The sequence below is a fragment of the Enterococcus sp. AAFC-DPL-6103 genome (genome assembly GCF_058216595.1).
Genome location: NZ_CM177102.1, coordinates 269,371 through 296,362, shown reverse-complemented (window position 1 = coordinate 296,362; position 26,992 = coordinate 269,371). Strand labels below are relative to the sequence as shown.

Annotated in this window: 23 protein-coding genes, 1 pseudogene and 1 riboswitch; of the genes and pseudogenes, 6 read left to right on the top strand and 18 right to left on the bottom strand. The window is 37.3% G+C overall.

Going from position 1 to position 26,992, the window contains the following annotated elements; genetic code table 11:
* Positions 1-28 precede the first annotated feature (28 nt).
* Positions 29-1,723, top strand: a complete 1,695-nt coding sequence (locus AC4BC3_RS01470) for an oleate hydratase (RefSeq protein WP_206909364.1) — start codon at positions 29-31, stop codon at positions 1,721-1,723.
* Positions 1,724-1,825: 102 nt separating this feature from the next.
* On the opposite strand, the gene AC4BC3_RS01465 is transcribed toward AC4BC3_RS01470, so the two are convergent.
* Entirely contained in the window at positions 1,826-2,155 is a 330-nt protein-coding gene (locus AC4BC3_RS01465; protein WP_490466776.1) for a hypothetical protein, read from the bottom strand.
* A gap of 300 nt (positions 2,156-2,455) precedes the next feature.
* On the opposite strand from AC4BC3_RS01465, the gene AC4BC3_RS01460 reads away from it, so the two are divergent.
* On the top strand, positions 2,456-3,058 hold the full coding sequence (locus AC4BC3_RS01460; RefSeq protein ID WP_206909367.1) for a sugar O-acetyltransferase: 603 nt from the start codon (positions 2,456-2,458) through the stop codon (positions 3,056-3,058).
* 64 nt (positions 3,059-3,122) lie between these two features.
* Here AC4BC3_RS01460 and AC4BC3_RS01455 read toward each other — a convergent pair whose 3' ends face one another.
* From AC4BC3_RS01455 to AC4BC3_RS01405, 11 genes are all read right to left on the bottom strand, one after another.
* Positions 3,123-4,361: a class C sortase gene (locus AC4BC3_RS01455; protein ID WP_490466775.1), complete on the bottom strand. Its 1,239-nt coding sequence runs from the start codon at positions 4,359-4,361 to the stop codon at positions 3,123-3,125.
* An 85-nt stretch (positions 4,362-4,446) separates the two neighbouring features.
* A complete protein-coding gene (locus AC4BC3_RS01450; RefSeq protein WP_490466774.1) occupies positions 4,447-6,105 on the bottom strand; it encodes a SpaH/EbpB family LPXTG-anchored major pilin in 1,659 nt (552 codons plus the stop codon).
* Positions 6,106-6,114: 9 nt separating this feature from the next.
* Positions 6,115-7,407 (bottom strand): pilin N-terminal domain-containing protein, encoded by a 1,293-nt coding sequence (locus AC4BC3_RS01445; protein ID WP_490466773.1) that lies wholly within the window; start codon positions 7,405-7,407, stop codon positions 6,115-6,117.
* Complete coding sequence (locus AC4BC3_RS01440) at positions 7,404-11,945, bottom strand: SpaA isopeptide-forming pilin-related protein (RefSeq protein WP_490466772.1); 4,542 nt, start codon at positions 11,943-11,945, stop codon at positions 7,404-7,406. The genes AC4BC3_RS01445 and AC4BC3_RS01440 overlap by 4 nt, the downstream gene beginning before the upstream one ends.
* 387 nt (positions 11,946-12,332) lie before the next feature.
* Positions 12,333-13,580, bottom strand: a complete 1,248-nt coding sequence (locus AC4BC3_RS01435) for a PTS sugar transporter subunit IIC (RefSeq protein ID WP_206909373.1) — start codon at positions 13,578-13,580, stop codon at positions 12,333-12,335.
* Between the two features lie 27 nt (positions 13,581-13,607).
* Complete coding sequence (locus tag AC4BC3_RS01430) at positions 13,608-13,925, bottom strand: PTS lactose/cellobiose transporter subunit IIA (protein ID WP_490466771.1); 318 nt, start codon at positions 13,923-13,925, stop codon at positions 13,608-13,610.
* Positions 13,926-13,957: 32 nt separating this feature from the next.
* Positions 13,958-14,278, bottom strand: a complete 321-nt coding sequence (locus AC4BC3_RS01425; RefSeq protein WP_490466770.1) for a PTS sugar transporter subunit IIB — start codon at positions 14,276-14,278, stop codon at positions 13,958-13,960.
* 274 nt (positions 14,279-14,552) lie between these two features.
* Positions 14,553-15,188 carry a DUF421 domain-containing protein gene (locus tag AC4BC3_RS01420; protein WP_490466769.1) on the bottom strand — a complete coding sequence of 212 codons (636 nt, stop codon included), beginning with the start codon at positions 15,186-15,188 and terminating at the stop codon, positions 14,553-14,555.
* Between the two features lie 11 nt (positions 15,189-15,199).
* A complete protein-coding gene (locus tag AC4BC3_RS01415; protein ID WP_206909377.1) occupies positions 15,200-15,646 on the bottom strand; it encodes a DUF3290 domain-containing protein in 447 nt (148 codons plus the stop codon).
* 152 nt (positions 15,647-15,798) lie between these two features.
* Positions 15,799-17,184 carry a gluconokinase gene (locus tag AC4BC3_RS01410; RefSeq protein WP_490466768.1) on the bottom strand — a complete coding sequence of 462 codons (1,386 nt, stop codon included), beginning with the start codon at positions 17,182-17,184 and terminating at the stop codon, positions 15,799-15,801.
* 3 nt (positions 17,185-17,187) lie between these two features.
* Positions 17,188-17,934 (bottom strand): DUF2238 domain-containing protein, encoded by a 747-nt coding sequence (locus tag AC4BC3_RS01405; protein ID WP_206909379.1) that lies wholly within the window; start codon positions 17,932-17,934, stop codon positions 17,188-17,190.
* 104 nt (positions 17,935-18,038) lie between these two features.
* Here AC4BC3_RS01405 and AC4BC3_RS01400 point away from each other — a divergent pair, with 104 nt between their 5' ends.
* Positions 18,039-18,395 carry a hypothetical protein gene (locus AC4BC3_RS01400; protein ID WP_206909381.1) on the top strand — a complete coding sequence of 119 codons (357 nt, stop codon included), beginning with the start codon at positions 18,039-18,041 and terminating at the stop codon, positions 18,393-18,395.
* 27 nt (positions 18,396-18,422) lie between these two features.
* Here AC4BC3_RS01400 and AC4BC3_RS01395 read toward each other — a convergent pair whose 3' ends face one another.
* From AC4BC3_RS01395 to AC4BC3_RS01370, 6 genes and pseudogenes are all read right to left on the bottom strand, one after another.
* The gene (locus AC4BC3_RS01395) at positions 18,423-19,202 is read right to left on the bottom strand and encodes a ChbG/HpnK family deacetylase (protein WP_490466767.1); all 780 of its coding nucleotides are present in this window, start codon (positions 19,200-19,202) and stop codon (positions 18,423-18,425) included.
* Between the two features lie 21 nt (positions 19,203-19,223).
* A complete protein-coding gene (locus tag AC4BC3_RS01390) occupies positions 19,224-21,059 on the bottom strand; it encodes a beta-glucoside-specific PTS transporter subunit IIABC (RefSeq protein ID WP_490466766.1) in 1,836 nt (611 codons plus the stop codon).
* 112 nt (positions 21,060-21,171) lie between these two features.
* Positions 21,172-21,990 (bottom strand): PRD domain-containing protein, encoded by an 819-nt coding sequence (locus tag AC4BC3_RS01385; protein WP_206909387.1) that lies wholly within the window; start codon positions 21,988-21,990, stop codon positions 21,172-21,174.
* 322 nt (positions 21,991-22,312) lie between these two features.
* Positions 22,313-22,747 (bottom strand): 6,7-dimethyl-8-ribityllumazine synthase, encoded by a 435-nt coding sequence (gene ribH / locus AC4BC3_RS01380; RefSeq protein WP_490467271.1) that lies wholly within the window; start codon positions 22,745-22,747, stop codon positions 22,313-22,315.
* A 3-nt stretch (positions 22,748-22,750) separates the two neighbouring features.
* Positions 22,751-22,921 (bottom strand): annotated as a pseudogene (locus tag AC4BC3_RS01375) (bifunctional diaminohydroxyphosphoribosylaminopyrimidine deaminase/5-amino-6-(5-phosphoribosylamino)uracil reductase RibD); the annotation flags it as partial.
* Between the two features lie 131 nt (positions 22,922-23,052).
* Positions 23,053-23,187: riboswitch (FMN riboswitch) on the bottom strand.
* A gap of 61 nt (positions 23,188-23,248) precedes the next feature.
* Complete coding sequence (locus AC4BC3_RS01370) at positions 23,249-24,268, bottom strand: PocR ligand-binding domain-containing protein (protein ID WP_490466765.1); 1,020 nt, start codon at positions 24,266-24,268, stop codon at positions 23,249-23,251.
* Positions 24,269-24,439: 171 nt separating this feature from the next.
* Between AC4BC3_RS01370 and AC4BC3_RS01365 the strand changes: the two genes are divergently transcribed.
* From AC4BC3_RS01365 to dhaK, 3 genes are read left to right on the top strand one after another with little or no spacing between them, the layout of a single operon-like run.
* Entirely contained in the window at positions 24,440-25,576 is a 1,137-nt protein-coding gene (locus tag AC4BC3_RS01365) for a glycerol dehydrogenase (protein ID WP_490466764.1), read from the top strand.
* A gap of 16 nt (positions 25,577-25,592) precedes the next feature.
* A complete protein-coding gene (dhaM, locus tag AC4BC3_RS01360) occupies positions 25,593-25,991 on the top strand; it encodes a dihydroxyacetone kinase phosphoryl donor subunit DhaM (protein WP_206909392.1) in 399 nt (132 codons plus the stop codon).
* A 1-nt stretch (position 25,992) separates the two neighbouring features.
* Complete coding sequence (gene dhaK / locus AC4BC3_RS01355; protein WP_490466763.1) at positions 25,993-26,982, top strand: dihydroxyacetone kinase subunit DhaK; 990 nt, start codon at positions 25,993-25,995, stop codon at positions 26,980-26,982.
* The last annotated feature ends 10 nt before the right edge of the window (positions 26,983-26,992 follow it).

Genomic DNA, 26,992 nt, shown 5'->3' with positions numbered 1-26,992 from the left:
AAAGCCAAGTACTGGAGGAAGAATCGCAATGAAAAAAAGTAAAGCAATCATGATCGGGGCAGGCATTGCCAATATGGCTGCTGCTGTGTATTTAATTCAAGAAGGAAAATGGCAAGGAAATCAAATCACTTTTTACTCGTTAGATGACCACGGTGCAAATGATGGCGCACCAACAGACACCGTCACAGATGAATATTGGAATAAAAACCATCCGATGGAAAATACAAAAGGCTATATTGCTCGTGGTGGTCGAATGCTGAACTATCGAACCTATGTTGACTTGATGGATTTACTCAGTCGCATTCCATCTGCAACAGAACCAGGAATGACTGCAGCGGAAGACACACGCGACTTTGATGCCAAACATCGAACATACGACAAGGCACGTTTGTTAGAAGGTGGAAAAGGAATTATTGATGGTGGAAAACTAGGATTCAACAATAAAGACCGCTTACTCTTAACAAAACTAATTTCGATGCCTGATTCAGAAGAAGAAAAATTAGACAACGTAACAATAGCTGAATATTTCAAAGAATCTCCTCATTTCTTTGAAACAAATTTCTGGTTCATGTGGGAAACAACTTTTGCTTTCCGCACCCAAAGTTCTGCTCAAGAACTTCGTCGTTACATGCACCAAATGATTTATGAATTTACACAAATCGAACATTTAGTAGGTGTCAACCGTACACGCTACAATCAATATGAAAGTATCATGTTGCCATTGATCAATTATTTAAAAGACCAAGGTTGTCAGATCATCTTGAATCGTTTAGTCACTGACTGGGAATTCAAAGAAACACCTATGCAAGATGAAATCACTGTAACTGGTTTAGAAATGATCAATACAGAAACAAATGAAAAAGAACATATTATTGTTGACAGCGATACCGCTGTTATCTTTACCAATGGCTCAATCACTGACTCAGCAACTTTGGGCGATTACGAAACACCTGCTGCCGAAAATATGGACTACGGTGCCGCTTCAAGTTTGTGGAAAAAAGCAAGTGAACGTTTCTATAATTTGGGAAATCCCGACAAGTTTTTTGCTGATCGAGATACTAGCGAATGGGTCAGCTTTACTTTAACAACTAAAAATCATTTGTTGCTGAATGAAATTGCAAGAATTACCACTCAAGAACCCGGCAACGCGTTGAATTCATTTATTTCAACAACGCCAATCACCCCTTTAGGTCATAAAGATGTCAATATGTCGATCGTGGTTCATCATCAACCACATTTTACTTCACAAAAACCAAATGAAACGGTTATTTGGGGTTACTTCCTTTACCCACGTCGTCATGGCGAGTTTGTGAATAAACCTTATATTGAAATGACTGGCCGAGAAATGTTGCAAGAACTTATTGGTCAACTATCAAAAGTTGATCCTGGTCCAGTAAATATCAGAGAAAAAGAAGAAGACATTTTTGCTAGTGTTATTAATAACATTCCAGTATATATGCCTTATGCTTCTGCGTTGTTCAATAATCGGGCAAAAACAGATCGTCCAAAAGTTATTCCAAAACATTCAACAAACCTTGCCTTCACTGGCGAGTTTGTCGAACAACCTTATCAAATGATTTTTACAGAACAAAGTGCTGTTCGTTCTGGTGAAATTGCCGCATTCCATTTTGCTGGGATCCCAATGTCACGTCTTGTCAAAACACCGCGTTATGATAAAGACATCCCAACACTTGCAAGAGCAGCTAAGAAAATGTTTGAATAAACATTGTTGGCTTGTAATAACGAATCAATCAATGAGAGACTAGGAAACGTAACCTCCTAGCCTCTCGTTTTTTATGCACACACTCTTCATAGTTAAAGATATTTAATCAAGCTTTTTTTGATTCTTGGTAGACTGATAACCTACTTCATAAAATTGATGCGCATCCACTCTTTCTTGACCAAAGTTCAGACGAACCCCCGCATACTTTCGGCGTCTTCCTTCTTGCTCAAGGCCGTCTCCAATACCTTGACATCGTACTTTTCTTCCTACAGTTAAACCTAAAAATACAAGGAATACCAGGTTAAATAAACTTCTGCGTGAACGTATCCTGCACTTCTTCATCAAGATCTTCAAAAACAAGTAAAAAATGATGAAACGAATCTTGTTGAAACTCTCGGATTTTTTCTTGAACACATTACTTGTTCCATTCATAGCCCAAACCCTAAGCATTAATTGTAACTAATGCTACAGTGTCTGTTACTAAACTTTTTCGTAGCATCTTACTCACCCATCTTTCTCATAAAAATAGCATGCATTAAGTGATTTAATTTTCGACTAATTACGTCGTTAAGTGTACCATCAATGAACACATTCTTTGAACTAATTCCTTTTGTAGTACAGACTTGCCTTGTCAGTAAGCAAAATGCCCTTCCATTTATAAACTCATTTGTCTTTGTCAATAGACTATGTTTAACTGAAAGCAAGACTAAAATAAGCAAAGTGGGTGTCCTAATGGAAGCGAACTATCTTGATTTTATTCAATCTGGAAAAATGTACAATGATTTGGCTAATACACTGATACAAGCCCGCCAGGCAACAATGGCAAAAGTTTTGACTTACAACAACCTCTACGGAACAGATGAGTCTGCTAGAAAAGAGATTCTTTCCGAATTACTTGGTTCTGTTGGAGAATCTGTTTTTTTTGAACTGGGTTTTCGTTGTGAATTTGGCAAACATATTCATATTGGCGAACGTTTTTATAGCAATTTCGATTGTATCTTATTAGACGGCGCGGAAATTCGAATTGGTGATGACGTCTTATTTGGACCACGTGTTGGAATTTTTACAACCAATCACGCAATTGATCCAGAAGAACGAGTGGCTGGTGCTTGTTATGCAAAACCAGTTTCAATCGGTAACAAAGTGTGGCTAGGGGCAAATGTGACGGTAAATCAAGGAGTGACAATTGGCGAAAATACGATTATCGGCTCTGGTAGTGTCGTTACAAAGAACATTCCTGCAAACGTCATCGCTGTTGGAAACCCTTGTCATGTACTGCGAACAATTACTGAAGCAGATAAAACAGATTATTTTTCCACACTCATGACTCCCTAATTCTACTTTTGTTTCTGATTCATAACTAGATACGAAAAAAAGACTGAAAAAATTCAGTCTTTTTTTATTGATAAGATTTCTTCGTTTTCTTCCATAAAACAAATTGCTTATTTTGTTTTTTAAGATGATAGTCATCAAAGCGATTCGCCTTTAACACAAAAGCTGATTTCTTATAATTGTTGATGCTAGCTTTTATAATCTGCTCTTTTGATTTCTCTTTGATGATTATCTTATAGCGTCCGCCTGGCAGTTGTTCAAATAAAATATGTCCTTGTGCATCACTGCTTTGTTGAAGGAGCAGCCCTTGCGCATCCATGATTATTTGTTGATCCCAATCAGTCAGATATACTTGTTGATCTTTTTGAGGTTGACCGTCCACACAAAATGTAAATGCTAAAGAATAATGAAAATCTTTACTTTTTATCTGATTCCATTTTAACCAGCTCCAGTGAATAACGATAACTAAAAGAATCAAACAAATCAGTCCAAGTAAAATAAATCTGCTGAGATGATAAGTCGCTACTTGTTTTTCCGCCGATTGTGCTTTTTTTTCTTCGTAAGGGACTCGTTTGCTTGTGACTAGTAAACGGTGCGTATTTATACCATAAGGCGTACAAGTCACTAAAGTCACTAAATCTTCCTTTTCTTTTATGGCTAACGCATCTACATCAGTTGGCAAAACAATCGTGATTTGACTAACTTCATACGCAAGCTTTTTGCCAAGAGTTTCAATATAAAACTGATCGCCAATTTTTAATTTCTCTAAATCAGTAAATAATTTTTTTTTGGGCAAGCCGCTATGCCCCGTAATCACTGAGTGTGTACTTTTTCCACCAATTGGATAAGAGGTTCCTTGCAGTAAAGTCGCTCCTCTTTCCAAAAATAATTCATTCGTTTGATCAAAAATTGGCAAACTGACATTGATTTTAGGAATATGGATGGCGCCGATCAAGTGATCGTCTAAGTGTTGAATTTGTTTTCCCTCACTCTTTTGAGAACGTTTCGAGAAATAATCCCCTAATTTTTCAGAACCAATCAGCAAACCTTTTTCTCGTTGTTGTTGATTTGTTTTAGCCATGCTACTTAGCCGTTTTTTCCGTTCTTCCTCACCTTTTTGATGAACTTCTCGTTGGTAAGTTTGTAGCCTAACTTGGTCAACCACATTGTTCAATGAATCAGCCACAAAGGGATACAAAAAAATAAAGAAACCAATCAAGAACAACATCAAAGCACTGCCCTTTAAAAACAACCCCAGTGGCTCTTCTTGCACTTGATTTTGTTCTTTTTTTCTCAACTTCTTCACATCCCTCACCTCTTTCGCCAAATTCTAGCGAAACATGGACAATGACAACTTTACCATTGGTTATCATCGTCCACCCTTCATATCCTTAAATTTCTGTTGGTTTCTTTAATTTACGATACCCACCATAAGCCGCTAGCATTAGGAATGAACCAATCAACAAGAATAGATAAATTCCGTTTCCACCTGTTGAAGGTAATGCACCTTTTTTCGTATTCGGAACTTCTACATCCTTTGGTTGCCCAATTGTTTCAAACCCACTGTAGCTTCCAAGTTCTACTGTAAACTCTGTGAATGCAGCATCCCCAGTTGGTAATGCGTAACCGTCAGCAGCTTTCACTTCTTTCATGTAATAAGTACCATACTCTAATCCTTGAACTTCAAATTTTCCAGTGTCTGCCAAAGATACAAATTTAGTGGCACCTGTTTGGTCATCGACCCATTCAACACGATCTGCATCGTTTTGATAATTACTTAGTTCCTTATTATCTTTATAGAAAACAGCATATTTTTCTTTCGTTGCATTCCATAATTCAAATTCTGCTCCAGCAAGTTTGGCTTTACTTGATGCGTCATATTTTTCAAATTGACGTCCACCTGTAACTACTTTTTCTGGAGGTTGCACATCTTCTGAGTAGTCATAGGCATCTCCACGACCAATCGCAATTTTCGCTGTATTCTCTTGTAGCTCATCAGGTGTGATCGTTGCTGTTAGTTTCATCGCATAGTGGACAGTTAATTGTCCCCCACGTGCAGCAGCAAGTTTAGTCAATGTATCCACATTAGCTTTCCCATCTTTTTCCGTTAAAATCGTTAGTATAAATCCATTACCCACTTCTTCCAATGAATAATCGTTATCTATAGTTAGTTCTGCCGTGCCTGCTGTCACAACAAGTTGTTGGTTAAAATAAGTCAAGCCAGCAGTTGGTTTATCTTCAATAATAAAGTTATTGATTACTGGTGTGTCATCATCATTCACTGAATCAATAAAGTAAGGAATTGGTGCAGTAATCGTATAATTGATCAAATATCCTTTTTCTAAATCTGCATAACTAATTTCTGTGCCGTTGCTTAATGTGATTTTTCTTAATTCAGAAGGATCAATATTCATTGCCTTACTAGACTCTTGCGTTTCATTTTTTGGATATAAATGAATATCATCATTATACGTATCTAGCCATTCTCCAGGGGTAGCTGTATTCGGCATCATCACTGGCATCAGCACAACCATCGGTGCCGCCACTTTGGCAATATCAGCTGGCGAATATGTTTCTAAAAATAAATACGCTTTATCCCGTTTTTCATTAGTCGCTTCTGTCACTTTTAATTGATTAAAAACAGCTTCACCCTTATCATTCGTTGTGACAGTTCTTTCAGCTACTAGATTATAGTCTTGGAACCAAGTAGCTGTATACTCCTCTTGAATCAATTTGATTGCTTCTGGTGAAGTCATCCCATCGTCCACTTCAACTGTCGTTGGATTATCCTTTAACAAAGCATAATAGACGTCTGTTACATCAAATAAACTAAAGTCAACACCTGGAAGTGGCTCGCCACCAAAATTATCATTTACCAAACCATTATTAAGGGTATCAGATGGCATCGATGAAAAACTACGCTTATGTAGCGTGATTGCTACTTCTTCTGGTTTCGTTGCTACTGCTGCTGCATCTACAGTTGTACCAAATCCTTGAAAGAGCGGGGTAAGCATCCCCGCAATCGTTAGTACTTTCCAAATTTTTTTCATTTTTTCCTCCTATAAATCTTTTTTAGTTGTTTTTTTTCTTCTCAAGTAATACCAAACACCTAACAGAATCATTACACCAAACAAAAATGCACCTGTCTTAACTGCACCTGTTTGCGGAAACTTACTAAACGGCAGTTTATTCCCCATATTCGCTGGCTCTTCTGAATCTTTCGTAGTTGCTTGCCGCTCATTATAAATGCGCGGTGTTGCACTTTCTTCTGCTTCTTCAGGTACTTTTCCTGAAAGCAGTTCTAACATTTTTTGTCCAGCGACAGTTACAAAGGTTTCATTTCCTTCATCATCAACCCATGAAGCAGGAATCTTCACTTCAATTTGTTTACTCGCCTCATTGATTTCATACCCTTCCACACTCTGAACTTCTTCAAAATAATAAGTATTCGGTGCTAGAAGTAACCCATCTGTATCAACCAGTCCATTGTCTTTTGACTGATATTTACGAATATTTTCGTCAGTCAATGGTTCATTATTCTTTGCTTTTTCCCACTTGCTGTTAAAACTTTTAGTAGAATCAGCTGTCAAATACAGCTTTTCTCCATTTTCAATTTTATACAGAACAAATTTTGCTCCTGCTATTGGAGTGCCTTCTTCATTTGTCCCTTTCGTTCTGCCATATTTAAAGAAATAAGGATCTCGTAAATACCCGATGTTTTTGGGATACAAGTGGATTTCCTGTAATTCATTTGTTGCATCCATTGGGTCCATAATTGGTAAAACAACTGCTAAGGGCGTAGTCAGTGTGTCTTTAGCCAAATTCGTTCCACTTCCAGTATCGGTATCTTGCTCAACAAACAAATACACCGCATCTTGGTTATTACTCTTTCGTGGAAGATGAATTCTGCCAATCCCCCCACCATATTTTCCATTCACTTCGCCTTCATTTTGCGTCTGGATCGTGCCAACTAATGGGATGCCTTCCTTTTCGACTAAGTTATTAATCTGTTGAAAACTATAATTCGCCATTGTTTGAACAAATTGTTTCGCTGTTTCCGTGTTTGTTTTGCCATAGTATTCGGTCAGGTCGTACACCTGAAATTTTGCTCCGTTCAATGGCGTTGTTTGTGTGATGACATCTACCTCAGTCATGTTTTTATCAATTTCTTTGCCGTCATTTTCATACATCTCGAAGTTTTCCTGACTGTAATCTACATCACGAATGATGCGCTTATGCAAAATAATCTCAACTTCATCATTTGTTTGTGCCTGAGCGATCGTCAAAGGAATGCACAGAAAAGAAAGAGTCGCCAGTATCACACCAACTAGATTTACTATTTTGCGACTCATTTCAATCCCTTCTTTCTTTTGTTTTGATAATAGAAATAACTTCCACCGACTATTCCAGCCAAGCCAACTAAAATCGCTGAAATCAACATAAAGATCTGCCTACCACGACCACCTGTAGCCGGAAGTGGATTTTCCGTATCATTACCTACCTCAACGGACAACTCGATTCTCTCGTTATCAATCAACTCATACGTAAGTTCCTTTGTCTCAGCTGGAGAGCTTGCATCCATTGTTGGATAATAAGCAATTTCTGCTTTCAAACTTCCTTTTTCCTTTCCAGGAATGACTTTTGAATTTTCATCTAACTCAGCTTCTTCTCGGTAACTAATAGTTAACAAGAAATAGCCCGGCAATTTTCGGTACCCTTTAGGTGCACTTGTTTCAATAATTCGATAATTACCAGCTTCTAGATCTTTGGAGATAAAACTTGCTGGATCCTTTTCATCCACAGTCAAGCCTTCTTCAATCAACTCGAAGCCATTGTCTAGTTGCTTTTCAATACTAAAACTTGCACCTTCCAGTTTTTTCTTGGTTACACTGTCTAATTTTTCTAGCATTAAATCTATTGGTGCTAAATCATTTGTTAAAGTTAATTCTAAAATATCGTCAATCAGTTGGTAGCCAGTTGGGGATTGAGCTGACTCTTTATCAAGATTTATTCCATCAACAATAAAATTACCTTCTTCATTAACTTCAAATCGAAAAACTTTATCAGATAATTGATAGCCATTTGGCGCAACGTTTTCTGTAACTGTGTATTCACCTGGCATCAATCTCAGTGGTATGTCATAGTCTAAATCAGCATATTTTTCAGTGTGATAACGATAAGCGTAGAAATAACCGATACCATCCGCCTGTCGTTCCGTGTTTGGCTCTAACGGATTCCCTGTATAAGCACGATAAGCAGGGAAAGACGTATCATTTTCTTTTGTAATCGTAAATCCTGCACCATTTAATAGTTGATTATTCTTATCTATTTTTTTTACGCGGACTTCTCGATATAAGAAAGTATTTTCAACCTCAAATTCGATCCACAGCGTATCATCAGTTTCATCAACGGTATAAGCTAAAAATGTCCAATCTGTTGCATTTATTTGTTTTAATCGGATTCGATCATTATTATGGACCTGTAATAACCAATCCTCTTCTTTTACCGGATCTTGATACCCCGCAGGATTTTCTGTCTCAACAATTCGATATTCTACATATTGATAACCATCGCCAGTATGGACAAAGCTACCGGATTTGGCTAAAGAATAAACTTTTTTTTGTCCATTTCCGTCTAAGACGTATTCACCAGTGTCATCAACTTCATAAAAAGTCAGCAGACCTTTAGCAGATTCTTTATTTTCGCCAGAAATACCTTTTGCAATGGGCTTCCCTTGAAGTTCGCCTGAACCATTTGTTTCATAAAGAGAAAATTCAGCACCATCGATTGCTAATCGACTTTCTTTTGCTACCTTTTTCAAGTTTAGTTGAATTGGTTTATATTCATTTTTCATTTCTAATTGCACGTATAATTCTTCAAAATCTGTTTCTGTTTCATTTTTTTCCTGAACAATTGATAATTTATGATGACTACCCTCAAAGTACGAATTAGGATCATCACCCTCAATATCATTAACCGTACTTACTCGTTCACCAGAAGTTCCTGCCACAGTTAATTCATAATGGCCTAATGTTTCACCAGGTTTTGCGATATACTTTTTAATTTGGAACTTCAAGGCTTCTTCTATTAACTCATATCTTTCAGGTCCGCCAATTTCTTTCACCCAATAAACATCACTCGTAGCGTCTTCACCATCACTTAGTACATCAATCTTCGTATTAAAGATAGCCTGCCCACTATCTGTCGTCACACTTTGCTCAATCAAGTTTGCTCCAGATGATTTCGGATCTGCATCATATAAACCAAACAAAACACCGGCTAATGGCTTGCCATCTTCTCCAGTTTTCTTAATTTGTAAATTACGATCAGGATGTTCAAAACGAATTGATGGTGCCGGGAAAAACATTTTCCCTGACTCGACATCGTTGTCATAATCCTCTTGATTTTGGATATAAGCTAAGTTATTGACGGTGTAAAACTTTCCATCTTGAGCGCCACCATCTAACTTCACTTGATACTTGATTCGTACCATTTCTCCTTCACCTAATGATATTGGTGAAAATTTATAGGCATGATTATCTCGTCCTTGATAGCTGGTTGGCATTGCCACAACATCAGCCGGTCTTTGCCCATGTTTCGCTTCATCCCATAATTCTGGTGCTTGGTAGCGAACATTACCATCCGAGCTATTATCAAGATGGTAATAGTTGATTTCAGCCGATGTTCCGCCATTAAATAAGGATACATTAAAGCCTGTTTCATCATATAAAGTTGCTTGACGAATCGTTTTCGTAAATGTTGAAGAAATCGATTCTAGCGCTGTAACAATATCCCTTTTATTACTTGCATTATAGTAATATGGGCTACCATCATCTTTTGCATCAGCAATATTTTGTAATACATTCCGACCAATCGCATCTAATCGCTGACGGCTACTAACAGAGCCATCAATTCCTAGACCAATCGTGAAAATATTTGGTGGATCGTCCATCTTATTTTTCAACCAGTGATGATAAGCCACTGTGTTAATTGCTGCCGCTTTTTCATCTGAATTCGAATTTCCAGCTGTGTTATTATTAGCTGAACCATCACCAATCCAAAGAGATGTATTATCATTATCTTTAACCTCACCACCAGTGTAACGTGTACCAGATGGTCGATCAAAATCACTTGGATAAGTCAAAGGCCCAACAAAACCTGCACCTGACGTATTTCCAGAGTAAGTTTCAAAATTTTTAAAAGGTTCAATATTATTCGCTGCTGTTGTGACGACCTTATCTGACATAACAACATTATTATATTTAACTGGTCCATAACTATACGTTGGAATACCGTCACCAACAACAATCAAAATTTTCTCTGGTTCTCGTTCAGCTTCACCATTGTCTTTATATAAAACTTCATAACCTTTTCTTAATCCCAAGGAAAGAGGTGTTCCGCCAATGGGTGATCTGTATAAGGCATTATTACTCGCCCGATCAGTTAGTTTACTAATATCATTCGTCATTTCTGTTACATTCGAATCGATACCTGCTTTACCATTGGAGTAAAAATTGACCATCCCGATCCGTGCGTCCATTGTTGGATTGGACAGTAGATTCTGACTGAGTTCTTCAACAGCTTCTACTAAAGCATTATTTTTTGATTGGTTATTTGTTCCCGTCGTTTCACTCATACTTGCTGATTTGTCTAGTACAAAAACGACATCTACTGGTTGAACATCTCGATTTTCTCCACCGATCACATCAAGATAAACGTTGTATAGCGTGGTATTATCTTCAGAATGTATCTCATTATTATTAGCGCTTTCCTGCAAAACAGGTTCTACCCATTTTTTGATATAAGCACCACTATAGTCTAAATAACTATTTTCAAATGTTCGATCGTCTCCCCACAGTTGAACTGTCGGTGCGCGTGTATCTGTTTCGTCATTTCCTGCTGTTGAATCATTATCAGTTGCGTAGTTATAATTCCGCCAATTTGCGCCACCAGCATGGTAATCTTCATCTGAAATCGGTTCGTCACTGCCATCCTCGTATAGTTCGCCCTTATCTCCAGTATATGTAGCTGTTTCCTGTCTATCAGCTAACACCTTCGTATAATCATTCGTTGCAAAATAAGGATAACGATGTTGTGTATCTCCATCTTGTGGATAAATGTATTTGTAAGGATCATTTGTCGATGTGGGGCCAAGTCTCTCAAGGATACCCGCAAACAGCGGACTTTGATTTCTAACCAATGGTGTTCCTTGACTTTCTACTTCACTTGTTTCGTTGGATTGTTCTGCGGTGTTCGTTTTTTCAGCATCCTCATTTTGGGAACTTTCATCTGTGGTATTTTGTGTTGCGTTGTTTTCTGTACTACTTACTTCTGTGTCAGTTTTTTTTAGTTCTTCTTTGTTGCTTTCTTCTTGCACTTTTTCATCTACGACAACTTGCAGGGGAAGTTCCCCGTCTGTGATTTTTGTCCCTTTTTCTGTTTCGAAAGTCAGTATCCCGCTCTTTGCTTCTGCCGAATAAATCTTTCCAATGTACCAAGTGGTACCAGAAATTTCCTCTGTCTTTAACTCCGTTCCTTCTGCATCATAAGAAGACAGACCTTTCCCACGAACATTTTTTACCGTACCGATCCCAGCAGCTGCAGTATCAATGGCTAATCTGATTCGTCCTTCATTGACACTAGCCTTTTTTTCAAATTGAATCGTCCACTCTAAGGAATTCTCTTTTTCAATGTAGCCTCCTTCCACCTTTGCATAATCTTCATCTAACAAAACTTCCAAGTTCACTTCTGCTTCTTCTTGCACTGTTTGGCTCTCTGTTGTCTGAGATTCAGCAAACACCTGTTGGACACTCGCAGCTGTTTCGATGTATGGTGCAAGAATCATCCCCACTGCAACCAAAGGCATCATCCACTTAGAAACAACTTTCACTATCGCTCACCCTTTCTCTCACTTATTAAAAGTTCATCAACTAACAATCAATTTAATCATACTCTAATATTTACAATTAGAGTATACTTTATTTTCTAATCAAAAACAAATACAAATTCACTATTTTTTAATTTAATTCTTTTAAATCAGTTTATATAGTGATTTCTAATAGATAGAAAAATTATCTTTTTATGAAATTAAAATGAAAGAATATTTTGAAAGTTTTTTTATAACATGTATTATTTTCACAATATATATGTATTTACACACTAATTTATTTTTAAGAAACTAGTTTAATTGATTGGCGGACACAAAAAAGAGGTTGCGACTAATGTCACAACCTCACTGCTTTCAAGCTATTTCATTTTTGTGAAATAACACATTTTTTTATTGTGCTACTTTACGTTGTTCTTGCACTGTCGCAACTTTTACGAATGGCAAGTAAATCAAAACGGAAAGAATCAAGTTGACAGCAGCTAACACACCGCCTGCCATGCTCTTAGTTGCCAAAATCCCGCCGATAACCGGTGGAGTTACCCAAGGAGGCATAACTGTCGCTGCTGGAACGATTCCTGTAGATGTTGCAAAATAAGCAACACTAACTAAAACCATTGGTGTTAAAATAAACGGAATAAACATAATTGGATTCAATACGATTGGCAATCCAAACATCGTTGGTTCATTGATGTTAAAGATACCTGGCGCGATTGATAAGTTTGTTACGACCATATAAGGTTTGTTTTTACGGCCAACTAAATAAATAGCTAATAATAAACCTAATGTCGCACCTGTACCACCTAAGTTAACAAAACTATCAAAGAATGGTTTATTAACGATAAATGGTGCATCATGTCCTGCAGCAATCGCTTTCACATTTGCTTCGATTGCAGGTGCATTGATTGTTTGCATCAATGGGTCAACCATGTTTGCTCCATGTAAACCGAAGAACCATAAGAATGGTGTGATGAATGCTAATAATAATGCTGATGGATATGAGTTTGCAAGTCCCATAAATGGTTCTTGAACTAATGTGTAAAATGCGCCTACAATATCAGCTACACCAAATGCAGCAAAAATCGCAGCAATCAATGCAAAGAATGAAATAGTAATCATTGCAGGTAATAATGAAGCAAATGCTTTTGCAACTGCTGGTGGAACACCATCAGGCATTTTAATAATTAATTTTTCATTTCCACTTAATCGAACAAAAATTTCTGTTGAGACAATCCCAACAATAATTGCAATAAATAAACCAGTCGAGCTCATGCCCAATGCTCCGCCTAAAGCGAAGAATGATCCTAATGAAATGACACCGGCAGACACGCCGTCTTTTTTATAACTATTCGCTAGATGATAAGCTAACAAGAAAGCAATCAAAACCGAAAGGATTGCGAATGTTCCGTTCCACGCTGCGCCTCCGAAGCCTTTCCACGCTTCTCCACCAAAAATCGAATTCATTAATTCTTGGAATCCAGGAATTGGTAAATTATTAATCATAACTGCTAACGCACCTAAAATCATCAACGGCATACTTACCATAAATGAATCACGAATAGCAACTAAATGTCGTTGAGCACCAATTTTTGATGCTACAGGTATAAAGTGTTTCTCCATAAATGCAACAAATCTATCCATCTTTCCTACCTCTTTCTTTTACCCCTTTTACACGTCAATTCGACGATATAAATCAATAATTTCTTTTGCTAAATCAGTAAACGCGATTGATGTCATCAAGTGATCTTGACTATGAACAGTCAATAATGTAACGTCCACATGGTTTCCTTGTGCTTCTTGCGTAAGCATTTCTGTTTGTGAATGGTGTGCTTGTACTAAAGATTCTTCTGCATCTTTGATTTTTGCATCTGCTAAATCAAAGTCACCACTTTTTGCGGCAGCAATCGCTTCCATTGCATCGCTTTTTGCATTTCCGCCAAACATGATCAATCCCATGATTGCCTCAAGATTTTTTTGATCTTCCATTATTCTTCATCCCCTCTATTTTTATTCAAGTTTTATTGGTTAATTAAGTTTTCTGCTTGTTCTAAAACTTTGGGACCGTTCATCATGCCATAATCTTGCATATTGATTACATCCAACGGAATCCCTTTTGGTGCAAGTTTTTCTTCAAATTGATTTTTCATAAATCGAACTTGTGGACCTAAAAGTAAAACGTCTACATTTTTTTCTTCTAGATGACGGTCAGCATCAGATGCTGATACAGCAAAGATATCTGCGTCCACACCTTTTTCCTCAGCTGCTTTTTGCATTTTAGTTACTAATAGACTAGTACTCATTCCTGCTGAACAGACAAGCATAATTGTTTTCTTTTCCATTTCGAACACATCCTTTTTTCTTACTTACACTTTTATATAATGCAAGTACCGTGCCAAAAATAAAAGCGCTTTACATTACTACTCTATCAAGGGGTACAGATGTCATCCGTCAGTGCGCACACTAACAAATTAAAATACACAAGTTATTATTAGTGTGCAGTGTTTTCGGTTTCATACATGATTTCTGTGCAAAAAAAGAGTATGAAACAGTTTTCTTTCAATCAACTGTTTCACACTTCAAGTATTTTTTACTAACAAAGCTATTTAGTCTAGTTTATTTTTTGTAGCCGTAGAGATTTAATTTTCCAGATAAATACTCTCCAAGATAGATTTCGTTGAATTTTTGGAATCCATTTTGTTTAATTTGTTCTTCCAACCAAGCTTCATCTTTTTTTATCAATTCCAATACGTCTTCATTCGACTGGCCATCAACAATAATTGGATAACGAATATTTTCATCACCAAATTCAATCAGTGTCAATTGACCGTTTTGTTCCAAGACAGCACGCTTTACATTTTCTACTTCGTAAATACCATTTGCTCGAAGCTTAAACATCAATTCATTGGCTGAGATTCCATTTTTCAAACATTCATTGACATCAACGACCCCATTTTGAATCAAAGTAATGGGTCGACCATCCACTACTCGTTTCACATAGCGATTATGCTCTTTAGCAAATTTGAGAACTAATACTAACAACGTCCAAATAATCAATACCAATACAAATTGCAATACAGTAATTGAGTCATTATAGATTACGCCCCCAATAATACCACCTAAAACATAATTTTGGACCTGATCCATCGCTGAAGAAGGAGCTAAATTTCCTTTTCCCATCAAATTAATTTGAATAATCAAACAAATGATCCCTAGTGCAAATTTAATAATAATTGGTGTATAAAACTGCATATTTTTTCTCCTTATTCGTTGATAATTTTAATTTCTGGATTAGTAACATATGCTCGTTCTAGCGTATAGGACGCCTGATCTCCACTTAAATTGACTTTATAAAAATCATCTGCGATTTTCACAATGATCCCGTCGGCCAGTTGAGTGGAATTGACCAAGATTTCTTTTTTTGCTAAGTTTTTTTCTTTTGAAATTTGTTCTACTAAGTTAACCATTTGAGAAGACTGGGAGTGACGACTTTGATTCACTTGATAATCTGAATACTGCACACCAGAAACAAACAATAAAAATAAGAAAAAAATAATACTAAGATCCCGATACTTCGTTTGTATTCGATGCCTTAAATACAAACTAAAGACCACTACTAATAGAATCAACGAACCAAAAATAAAAAAGTATTTTACATAATCATTTAAATTCGTTTGTGCTTCCAAATATGAAATGCTGTAAAAAGTCATAAAGTCCTCCTTGCTCATCCCTTTTGAACTAAAAAATTTCCAGTTCCGTTCTCAAAAATGATTGTTGCTCTCCATCACCTGAGGAAACACGACCAAATTAGAAGAACCAGAAATGATTCCTACGTTTTTACACACTGAACAACTTACACAATTCAATCAAAATAGGTCTGAAATATTTGTTGTAATTCTGCTTGTTTTTCTTGATCAGCTGACCATTTTTGCAGATTCGATGGCGACTGTTTCGGGACTATCTGATTAATTAACCCATACAGACCATAGATTGGTTCATTTTCACCAGCTAACCAACAATCAGCGCCTAAAATGTCTGCTGTTAACTGACATAAAACAGTAGACTCAAAAAATCCACCACTGATTGCTAAAGTACGTGGTTCTTTTACCATTTCATGAAGTCGCTTAATGTTGAACAGCAAACCTTCAATCACCGCACGAATCATCTCTGCTTTGTGATGATGGATCGTTAATCCTTTAAATTCTGCTTTTTGATTGGCTTTCCATAATGGTGCTCGTTCTCCATTGACATACGGAAAAAAACGTAGGCCCTTAGCACCAATTGATGATTGCGCTAAGTAGTCAGGAATTTTTTCATAAAACTGCATTGGCTCATCTGCAAAGATTTGGCTTGCCCATTCAAGTACTTTACCACCATTATTTGATGGCGCTCCAATCACATAAACATTTTCAGTCAAATAGTAACAAAAGTTTTGACGTTGCCAATCAAAAATCGGTGTATCAGTTATTTCTCGAACAGCAGCACTTGTACCAATAGTCAAACTTGCTGACAATCCATTAGCTAGGTAGCCACCATAAGCCGCTAAGCAACCGTCACTTGCTCCTGCAAAAACTTGTACACCAGGTAAAAAGTTAAACTTATCAGCTAATTCTCTTTTGATCAAAAATGGCGTTGTTGGCGCCACTAACTGCCCTAATTGTTCCTGACTGATGCCAAGATAAGCTAAAATTTCTGTATCCCATTGCTGCATAGCTAAGTTTAATAAACCTGTAGCAGATGCTGTAGACAAATCAATAGCTGAAATTCCAGTGAAAAATTCCATGAGCAATTCTTTTAGACCCAACCATTTCGTTTTTTCTGGGTACATTCGCCTTTTTTTAAAATAAAGGATTTTAGCAAAAGGTGTCATTTCATGGATCGGTGTCCCTGTTTTTTGATAAAAACGTTCGGCATTACTCGTCTGTTTGAATACTGTTATTTCCTCCATACTTTGGGTGTCAGACCAAATAAACACCTGCTCAAATTGTCCATCGACCACAGGCATGCAACTGTGCATCGCCACGCTAAAACTGATTTTCGTGACTCTCTTTCTTAATGAAGTAGGTAGCGTCTGTAATTCATTTTGGATAAGTGCTAAAATTTCAGAAGCTTTCTGATAACGAACCCCCCCAGCCTCATTGTAAGTTTCCAATGGAACGCGATGATAAAAAATAGTTTCCCCTTCAGCGATTGCGCCAAATTTGATTGCAGTGGTCCCAATGTCGACACCTAAAAATATATCCGTCATTTTTTAGTCTTCCTTCTTATTTCTATCTAAATTAGTTTCCTCAGCTTTTTCATTTACACGTGAAAGATTATTTAATCTTTTTTCTTGATGTTTTAAATGAATATATCCCCAACTAACGACGATTAATGCACCAAGCATATTTACGATACAATCCTTCATTGTATCGATCAGCGCCTCGTGTCCACTTAAGACTTTACCTTCTCCTGTCATAAATTTTTGCATATTCGTTCCCAACAAATGATCTGCTAGAAATTCATATACTTCCCAAAATAGCCCAACCGTTGTTGCAAAACAAAAAGCAAACAAACTAATAAAAAATGGACTCAGCTGTAAGGTTATGCGCTGACTTCGATTTAGGTATGCGACAATAATAAACCCTAAGGCTCCTAACATCGCCGCACTAAAGCCATGTAAGATCATGTCCCAAAACGGTATTTTGTAATAAAAGTTTCGTACTTCTCCCAAATAAATGGCGCAAAATAAAAAGAGGAAGAAAAGGATCTCCATCGTATCAGGAATCTCAATATCAAACTTTTGTTCTACTTGTTTTGGTAAAAATATGATAATCATTCCTGCGACACATTGTAAAATCATCAACACATAATCACTTTTGACGTGTTCGTGCTCCGTTGTTGACGTTCCAGATGGTGTTTGAATCATCATGACTACCGCATATATAGTAGAAATCGCTAGTAAAATAAAAACTAAATAAAAAATTACCTTTTTCTTGTCTAACCACTTTTTCTTCATAACAAGCTCCTTTGCTCATCTAATTCTTCCAATGAGTCTTTTCCCTTATAAACATGATACAATAAGTGCATAGAAAATAGGAAATAACTAAGAGGTGGCGTCTAGTGAATAGTGAAAAATCATATACTCAGATCAAACAACTTATTGAACAAGAAACAAATCAAGCAGGTAAAAGTTTCACTGTTGGAAAGTTCACAGGCATTGGCTGGTTATTTCTCCAATATTCACCAGATGATCCAGTTTCACCGTTGATTGCAGTCAAGCAATACGCCAAAACTGTTAATATTTATGTACCTATCGCCGAAAATGAACCGCCTTTAGTTGAACAATATGCCCGCATCTTTGGCAAAAGCAATTTGGGTAAAACGTGTATTCGTATTTCCTCCTTAACACCCACACGTTTAGATGCGCTAAAAACATTAGTCCAAAAAATCAAAAAAGAAGCGGAACAAAGCGCGTAACTGCGCTTTGTTCCGCTTCTTCTTTTATTATTTTAAACTGGCGAAATCAACAACTTGATAGCCTTTTGTTTCAAACCATTTTTTTAACGCAGAAGAAGTCAAAGTTTCTAAGTCTTGACAACGCGGCAAGGTTAATGTGCTGTGGTCTAACACGTATTGATCTAGGAAACCAGGGTGAAGATGTAACTCAATGACTGTTTCTTCTGGCAACGTTTCGTAACCAAACGCATCGTCTGTAAAGTCACTCAGCTTCGTTCCACGATTGAGAACTGACATTAACTTTCCGAAATCAGGAATTTCTGCCACTCGAAAAGGTAATTCTTTTGGTGGTTGGTAGCCATAAAATAAATTAGCATGGATGCCATACTTTTCAGCTAATTCAAATAAAGCTTGACCAACTGCTTGGTCCCCAACGGAATGTGTTTCCATGTGTACTGGAAATTCACCAAGTAATTCTTTAAAACATAAAATTTGTGCTTCCATTTCTTGTTTGATTTCATGATAGTCAAATGTCAATGTCCCACCATTTTTGTAATGACTAGAAGAGAGAAACATACCGTTTTCATCCACTAAACTAGGAATTTTTTTCGCATCCGTCACTGGTTTCCCTAAAGTAAAATTGATATGCAGATTGATTTCCACTGTTGGATCAGTTGCTTGAATCAATGATGCTCCGGCTTTTGCTTCAGGCATATTCACCATTAACGAGGTACTTTTCACGATTCCTTCTCGCACACTTTTTGCAATGCCAAAATTAATAGCTTCTGACATCCCTAAGTCATCTGCATTTAAAATAAATTTTCTCATCATTCAGCCTTCCTTTTTCACTTATTTCGTTTGAATCAGATGATTTTTATCGGTTAATGAAATCTTGACTTCTGGATAATCAAGCGTATTTGTCAAAACGACTGCTGTTGTCGTATCGTAGTCAGTCAGTTGACTGAAATCGACTTGTCCAATGACTTGTCCTGCAGTTACTCGATCACCTTGCTTGACTTGCCAAGAAAAACCTTTCCCATTTAATTCTACTGTATTCAAACCAATATGGATCAACAATTGCTTGCCATCATCAGCAGTAAATCCTATCGCATGTTTTGTTTGAGCAATTAGTTCCACGATGCCGTTAACAGGTGCATATACAGTGCCATCACTTGGTTTGATTGCAAATCCTTCTCCCATGCTTTTTGAAGAAAATACCGGATCATTGATTTCTGAAATTGGTAAATACTCTCCATTTAAAGGAGCTACTACTAAGTCTGCTTCACCTAAGCCAGTAGAGACAACTGGTTCTGCGGGAATGTTTTTCTTTTCTTCATTAGTTGTTTTCATTTGCTTACGCATCCACCAAGCAGTGGCAATTAGCGCTACGAAAAACGACACGCCATTCGCTAACAGTTGTGCACTAAAATTATTTCCTGGTCCTACAAACATTGAGAATGTAAAAATATTAGCTACTGGTGTAAATGAATAGGCTTTAGTTTCAAAAAATCCACTGATTGCTCCACCAAGTGCTGCAGAAATCGAACCAATGATGAAGGGCATTTTATACTTCAAGTTAATCCCATAGATAGCAGGCTCTGTGATTCCAAAAAATCCTGATAATGAGGCAGATGCAGCAATTTCTTTATCTTTTCCTTTTCTCAAAAACAACCAAGCACCCACTACCGCACCAAATTGACCAAATACACCATTTGATCCAATCGGTAAAATCGTATCTGCACCAGTGTTTTGAATATTGATTAAAGCAATCGGTAAGATTCCCCAATGTAAACCAACCATTACTAATAATTGGAATAAACCACCTAATAAAGCACCAGCTAAAATCGGACTAAACGCATACATGCTGAAGTATGCTGTCCCAATCAGATTTGCGATCCCATTTCCTAGCGGGCCAATCAAAGCAAACACCGCAATCCCAGTGATGATAATTGTAAAAAAAGGAACAAATACGGTATGAGTAACTTTAGGCAACACTTTTTTAACGCCACGTTCAATGTAACTTTGCGCCCAAATCGCTAGGATTGTTGGCACTACAGCACCACCATAAGTTTTGAAACTAATCGTTAATCCTAACAAAGAGGCACTATCTAAAATACTAGCATCAGTCAATGGATAGATCATTGCCGCTGCTATTGCCAACGCAATAAATTGATTTGTCTTAAATCGATTCGCTGCTGTTACTGCAATAAACAAGGGTAACAATGTAAAGATACCAGAGGCTAAGATACTCAATAATTGATATAATCCACTATCTACCGGCAAAATGTTGTACATAGAAAGTGGAATCAAAAACCCTTTTAAAATCCCCGCTGCTGCCAGCACTCCGATATAAGGAGTAAAAATAGCTGAAATTGTCGCAAATAATTCATCGTACCATTTTTGTTTCTCTTTTGGTTCATCTCCTTGTTCTTCTGCATCTTCTGGTAATAGTTTAACTAATTCATCAAAGACATCCACCACGTCACTACCAATCACTACTTGATGTTGCCCACCAGATTCCACGTATTGAATCACGCCGGGTACTTCTTTGATTTCTTCTTTCTCAACTTTTTGTCCATTATTTAAATAAAAACGCAGGCGTGTTGCGCAGTGTGTTAATGACGAAACATTTTCTTTTCCTCCCACTGCTTCTAAAATTGCTTGTGCTCTTTGTCGATCATCCATTTCTTTTTCCTCCTTGAAAATTGTTCGTAAAAAACAAAAAACCAAAAAAACTAGCCCTCTTCAATCAAAAGAGAGTCGTTTTTTTGGTTATGCCTGGTCGAACCAGTTACACTCAAATTTCACTTATTTTTTTAATGTGGATCAGCAGATAAAGCAAATCTTCTTCGTCCAACGTCCAACCGTAAGACTCTTGTAAGTAATGCTCGATTTTCTTGACACACTGCGCTTCTTGTACATATTGTGCTCGCAGTGTTTGATACAATTCATTTTTTCGATACTCAGTTGTCTCATGATTAAGCTTTCGAGCAATAAAATATTTAAGATGTGTCACAAAACGCAAATAATAAAACGAATCTTCTGGGAACTCTTTATGGAAATGATACGTAATAATATTGTTCACATCACTGATAATTTTAATGTAAGGATCCACTTTTTCACGTTCACCAAGACTTGCTTGACTATTGATAAAATGTAAGGCATAGGCGTGTGCTTCTTGTCTCGGTATTTCTTTACCTGTTTCTTCAGCCAAGTAGTTCACCGCCCAATTACCCAATTCAAATTCTTTTGGGAAAAATTTTTCGATCTCAATTCGAAACGGTGCGCTCAAAGAAATTCCTTGATCCAAACGCTGCAACATATAGTTGGTGTGATCTGCAACATTTAAAAACAAAAGATCTGTCGTTGGTAACTGGAGTTCTTGCTCAGCTTTTTTGACAATTTGATGAGCGTAATTCATGACTTCTAACGGAAATTGAGCCAAATTGATTCCCTTTAGATTTGAGTCATTTAGTTGATACACTTTTTCGACTTCATCTTCTGCAATCGTTTTGGGAAATTTTCCAAAGCCAATTCCTACTTCTGCAACAATGACTTCTTTGCCATCTTTCATCGCTAATGCAAAATTGTTATTGATACTCTTGATGATCTCCAACTCGCCACCCCCAATCTAAGACAATAAAAAAGCCAACATTAATAAACTGCTTCCACAGTCTATTACATGCTGGTTGATGCCTGGTCGGACCAGTAACACGCCTTTTATGTGAACATCATAACGGTATCTACCACAAAAGTCAACAACAAATGTAACCGTTTTTTATTTTTTATTACAATCGTTATTAAAATCAGCCATTTATTAGCAAGAATCACAGAACTTAAAAAAAATGAACCTTCTACCCGATTGTGTAATGGTAGAAAATGCAACTTCTAGTTTTTCTAATTTTTTAAGGAAGCAAATGGGCAAAGTACTACTGTACTCAGTTATTAGTGAGTTGTTGTGTGAAAAATCCTTGAGCCACACTCGCACCATTGTTTCCAGCTTTCGTCTCTGAGCGTTCAATTGCTTGTTCAATCGTTTCTGTTGTTAGCACGCCAAACATGACTAGCGTTTCCGAGGCTAAACCAACTTGAGCCACACCTTTTGCTTTTGCCACTTCGTTACTAACCAATTCATAATGCGTCGTTGCTCCACGAATCACTGCACCAAGAGTCAGTACGTCATCATATTGTTTCATTGCCAAGATTTTCTTGGTCATAAACAAGATCTCAAATGCTCCAGGAATCCAATAAACATCAATATCCTCTTCGTTCACACCGTGACGGAGTAAGTTATCGACTGCTCCACTTAATAGTTTTGATGTAATACATTCGTTAACTCGTACAATGACAATCCCAATTTTTTCGTATGTCATAAAAGTTTTCTTTAAATAATCAATTGCTGCTTTTTCTGCATGTGCATTGCCATATGCTAAATGTGCGCCGACCGCTAGGACTTGATCGTCTTTCGCAATGACTGCACCGACTAAAGGGTTCGTAAATGTTTTTCCACGTCCTTTTTCTGCTGCTAGAATCGTTTGTTTCATCAATCGTTCATCCAATTGAAATCCTCCTTTTCAAACAAAAAAGCCTCGTGTAATTACACGAGACCAATAGTCAAAATAAACTCAAAGAAGTACGACAAAAATAGAGACACTCTTCCCGTCGTTTGTTTCGATAAGTTTTTCTTCTCCCATCCAGACTTTAACTGTCGGTTCTAGTTTTCACTAGATCAACCGCAACTATTGCGGGTCACGGACTTCAAATTAGCCTTGTCACCGTCGGTCGGGAATTACACCCTACCCCGAAGAAACATATTCAATTAACGAAAAAAGAATGTCAACGGCTTTTTTCTTGCACTTGATTGGCAACTTGCTTCAAGTCATCGGAGAACGTTTGTGTCGCTTCCGGTAATTCAATGGTGTAATTCCCTTGATTTTTTTGAATGAACGAACAAAGTAACTAGCTTCAACATAACCTAATTGATCACTAATCTCACTGATTGTTAAATCTGTGGTCTTCAATAATTGTTCCGCCCAATAAATTTTTAATTTAGCATACATCTGACTGAAAGGTTCTCCAAATTCTTCTTTCAATTGCCGACTTAAATAGCTTGGACTCAAATTCGTCACAGTGGCTAACATATTTAAATCGACATGACTTCCTTTATTGGCAAAAATCAAATCAATTGCCGGTTGGAGCATTTTATTTTTGGCTAGATAACTATCTTTTTCTGCCGCTAGTTGGTTTTCCAATAAAGAGTGACGAATATCTGCTTGCACTGTTTTTAAATCAACTGATTGATCTGGTACTTCTGCTTTTTTGGAAATACGGAGTGTCTGCTTATACGCTTTAATCAAATAATCTTTTTTGATTGCTTCTGTTACGATGTATTCACTTAAACTTTCTAACATTGTCGCGTTTTTTTGTAAATCATCCAGCGTAAATTTCGGGTATTGTTCAAATAATTCGTGGTGCTCGTCTTTAAATGCTTCTAGTCTTTTTTGATTTTCTACTTGCAATACTTGTTCTAGCTTTTCTTGCCCATCTACAAGCAGAACTTCTCCGGCCATGATTGCACCAACATATTGATTATCAACCATGATTGGAATTGCCATATCAACAATATTAAAATGACAACGGTAAATAAACGGCTCTCCTGTTCGAACGGCTTCCAGGCCTCCTCTTGAATCACATTTTTCACAATACACAGCCAATTCAGGATGATTGCGTACAAACTGACAAAAGGGTTGGACTTGGCTATGTTTCGTAATTGGTCTACCTCGATAATCAACTAAAATAATAGCCAAATGAGTAGCAAGAGCTAGACTTTCTTGAACTTTTTCCCATTTATCTAGATCTAAAACTTGTTCGATATCAAATAAAGTTGTGCCCATTTCTTCACCTCTAGTTAGTAGTATAGGAGTATTTTGCTAAAATGACAAAATACTCCTGTTTCGCAAAATAATTCAACACATTCTCAAAAGAAAACGACGTCAAAACTCAATGATTCTTTGATGATAACGCTTTATGCTATAATAGTAAACGATAACAAGGAGGAACTACTGATGAGAAAAGCACTAATTTTACCAACTAAATATGTACAAGGTGAAGATGAATTACTGAACTTAGGTTACTTCGTATCGACTTTTGGCTCTTCTGCATTACTGATTGCAAATCCAGCTGATGTGGCTCGTATTCGACCACAACTTAATGCTACCGCAGAAAAATTTGGCGTATCATTTATTGAAGGCGGTTTCAGTGGTGAAGTCACTCGAGCAGAAACAAAACGATTGCAAGAAGTAGCTAAAGAACAACACACTGACTGCATTATTGGTTTAGGTGGCGGAAAAGCGATTGATGCTTCAAAAGTGGTCGCTGAGGGTGAAAAACTAATTATTGTTCCAACGATTGCAGCGCAAGATGCACCAACCTCTCACTCGGCTGTTTTGTACCATGAAGACGGTTCATTTGACGACTATGCTTATTTTAAACAAAGTCCAAGCGTTGTCTTAGTGGATACAAAAGTGGTCGCAAAAGCACCTACTCGTTTCTTAGTTGCTGGTATGGGTGATGCACTGTCCACTTATTTTGAAGCACGTGCAACACATCATTCTTATTCCCGCGTTAATGCAAGTTTGCCAATGGGCTCAAGAGAAGGATTAACTCCTCCTGCTAGTGGTACTTATGCTGCCTTAGCAATGGCAAAATTATGTTGGGAACACCTACAAGAAGACGGCTTGAACGCAAAAATTGCTTGCGATGCAAATTTAGTGACTGAATCATTGAGTAAAATTGTCGAAACAAATATTTTGTTATCTGGTTTAGGATTTGAAAGTGGCGGTTTAGCTGCAGCTCATGCCATTCATAACGGAATGACCGTTTTACCTGGTGCACATAGCTACCTTCATGGTGAAAAAGTAGCTTTTGCAACATTAACTCAGTTAGTTCTGGAAGATGCAAAAACAGAAGAAATGAATGCCGTCATGGATTTTATGGCTTCTGTTGGGTTACCATTGACGCTAGCTGATTTAGGTGTGGATCACATTACTTATGAAGAAGCACTTGAAGTAGCAAAAATCGCTTGTATTCCTGAAGAATCCATTCATTCAATGCCGTTCCCAATTGTTGTCGAAGATGTTGCAAATGCTCTAATCGTCGCTGATCGAATTGGACAAACCTACAAAGATAGAATGCGTAACTAAAAAGGAGTTTTTTAGAATGAAAAAAAGTATCTTACTCGTTTCTCATAGTCAAATGATTACAGATGGGCTCAAAGAAATGATTGAGCAAATGGGCAAAAGTGAGAATGTCGTACTCTTTTCTCTAGGTGGAACTTCTGATGGAGAATTAGGTAGCGATCCAACCAAAATTGTAGATGCAGTCAATGAAGCAACTGATAGCGATATCTTTTTTGTCTTCGCTGATCTTGGCAGCGCGGTCTTAAGTGCTGAGCTTGCTTATGATTTATTAGAACCAGAGCTACAAGAAAAATATGTTCTAGTAGACGCTCCTTTAGTTGAAGGAGCATTCGCAGCTGGAATCACAGCAAGTGTTTCTGATGATCCCGACCATATTGTCAATGAAGCAAAACAAGCAGCACAGAAAGGTTGGAACTAAAATGAAAAAAATCATTAATGAACCACAAAATATTATTGAAGAAATGCTTGAAGGAATGGTAAAAAGTTATTCGACACTTGTTCATCGAGTCGATGATTCCAGAGTCATTGCTAAGAATCAAACAGATAATGTGCAAGTCGGATTAGTTTCTGGTGGCGGAAGCGGGCATGAACCTGCACACGCTGGTTTTGTCGGTGATGGAATGTTAAGTGCAGCTGTTCTAGGTGATGTCTTCACTTCTCCTACACCAGATCAAATCGAACGTGCTATCGAAGCAACCAATCAGGGAAAAGGTGTTTTATTAATCGTTAAAAATTATACTGGTGACATCTTGAACTTTGAAATGGCAAAAGATTTAGCCGAAATGAACGACATTCCAACAGAAATCGTTGTTGTTGACGACGATATTGCTGTAGAAGACAGCACTTATACTGCTGGAAAACGAGGTGTTGCCGGAACCGTCCTTGTTCATAAAATCTTAGGTGATGCCGCACGAAACGGTGCTTCTCTAGCAGAACTAAAAGAGTTAGGTGAAAAAGTTGTCCAATCAACCAAAACGATTGGTGTTGCTTTGTCGGCTGCAACTGTTCCTGAAGTTGGAAAACCTGGTTTTACTTTAGCGGAAGATGAAATCGAATTTGGCGTTGGTATCCATGGGGAACCAGGCTACCGTCGTGAAAAATTACAACCTTCAAAAAAATTAGCACAAGAATTAGTTGAAAAATTAGTTCAGGCTTATCCAGAAACACCTAAAAAAGTTGGTGTCTTAGTCAACGGTATGGGTGGCACCCCTTTAATGGAACAGTTTGTCTTTATCAATGATGTATTAACTTTACTTGCGGATAAAGAGATTGACGTTGATTTCCACAAAGTTGGAAACTATATGACCTCTATTGACATGCAAGGTCTTTCTCTAACACTGATTGATTTGACAACACCAGCTTGGGTGGAAGCTTTAACAAGTCCAGTTGCAACCATCTCATGGGGCTAACTTAAAAGAA

Excerpts from the sequence above, each read along its gene's own strand:
- AC4BC3_RS01470 (WP_206909364.1), top strand. The coding sequence starts at position 29 with ATGAAAAAAAGTAAAGCAATCATGATCGGGGCAGGCATTGCCAATATG.
- AC4BC3_RS01465 (WP_490466776.1), bottom strand. The coding sequence starts at position 2,155 with ATGAATGGAACAAGTAATGTGTTCAAGAAAAAATCCGAGAGTTTCAAC.
- AC4BC3_RS01460 (WP_206909367.1), top strand. The coding sequence starts at position 2,456 with ATGGAAGCGAACTATCTTGATTTTATTCAATCTGGAAAAATGTACAAT.
- AC4BC3_RS01450 (WP_490466774.1), bottom strand. The coding sequence starts at position 6,105 with ATGAAAAAAATTTGGAAAGTACTAACGATTGCGGGGATGCTTACCCCG.
- AC4BC3_RS01445 (WP_490466773.1), bottom strand. The coding sequence starts at position 7,407 with ATGAGTCGCAAAATAGTAAATCTAGTTGGTGTGATACTGGCGACTCTT.
- AC4BC3_RS01435 (WP_206909373.1), bottom strand. The coding sequence starts at position 13,580 with ATGGATAGATTTGTTGCATTTATGGAGAAACACTTTATACCTGTAGCA.
- AC4BC3_RS01430 (WP_490466771.1), bottom strand. The coding sequence starts at position 13,925 with ATGGAAGATCAAAAAAATCTTGAGGCAATCATGGGATTGATCATGTTT.
- AC4BC3_RS01425 (WP_490466770.1), bottom strand. The coding sequence starts at position 14,278 with ATGGAAAAGAAAACAATTATGCTTGTCTGTTCAGCAGGAATGAGTACT.
- AC4BC3_RS01420 (WP_490466769.1), bottom strand. The coding sequence starts at position 15,188 with ATGCAGTTTTATACACCAATTATTATTAAATTTGCACTAGGGATCATT.
- AC4BC3_RS01415 (WP_206909377.1), bottom strand. The coding sequence starts at position 15,646 with ATGACTTTTTACAGCATTTCATATTTGGAAGCACAAACGAATTTAAAT.
- AC4BC3_RS01410 (WP_490466768.1), bottom strand. The coding sequence starts at position 17,184 with ATGACGGATATATTTTTAGGTGTCGACATTGGGACCACTGCAATCAAA.
- AC4BC3_RS01405 (WP_206909379.1), bottom strand. The coding sequence starts at position 17,934 with ATGAAGAAAAAGTGGTTAGACAAGAAAAAGGTAATTTTTTATTTAGTT.
- AC4BC3_RS01395 (WP_490466767.1), bottom strand. The coding sequence starts at position 19,202 with ATGAGAAAATTTATTTTAAATGCAGATGACTTAGGGATGTCAGAAGCT.
- AC4BC3_RS01390 (WP_490466766.1), bottom strand. The coding sequence starts at position 21,059 with ATGGATGATCGACAAAGAGCACAAGCAATTTTAGAAGCAGTGGGAGGA.
- ribH (WP_490467271.1), bottom strand. The coding sequence starts at position 22,747 with ATGACATACGAAAAAATTGGGATTGTCATTGTACGAGTTAACGAATGT.
- AC4BC3_RS01370 (WP_490466765.1), bottom strand. The coding sequence starts at position 24,268 with ATGGGCACAACTTTATTTGATATCGAACAAGTTTTAGATCTAGATAAA.
- AC4BC3_RS01365 (WP_490466764.1), top strand. The coding sequence starts at position 24,440 with ATGAGAAAAGCACTAATTTTACCAACTAAATATGTACAAGGTGAAGAT.
- dhaM (WP_206909392.1), top strand. The coding sequence starts at position 25,593 with ATGAAAAAAAGTATCTTACTCGTTTCTCATAGTCAAATGATTACAGAT.
- dhaK (WP_490466763.1), top strand. The coding sequence starts at position 25,993 with ATGAAAAAAATCATTAATGAACCACAAAATATTATTGAAGAAATGCTT.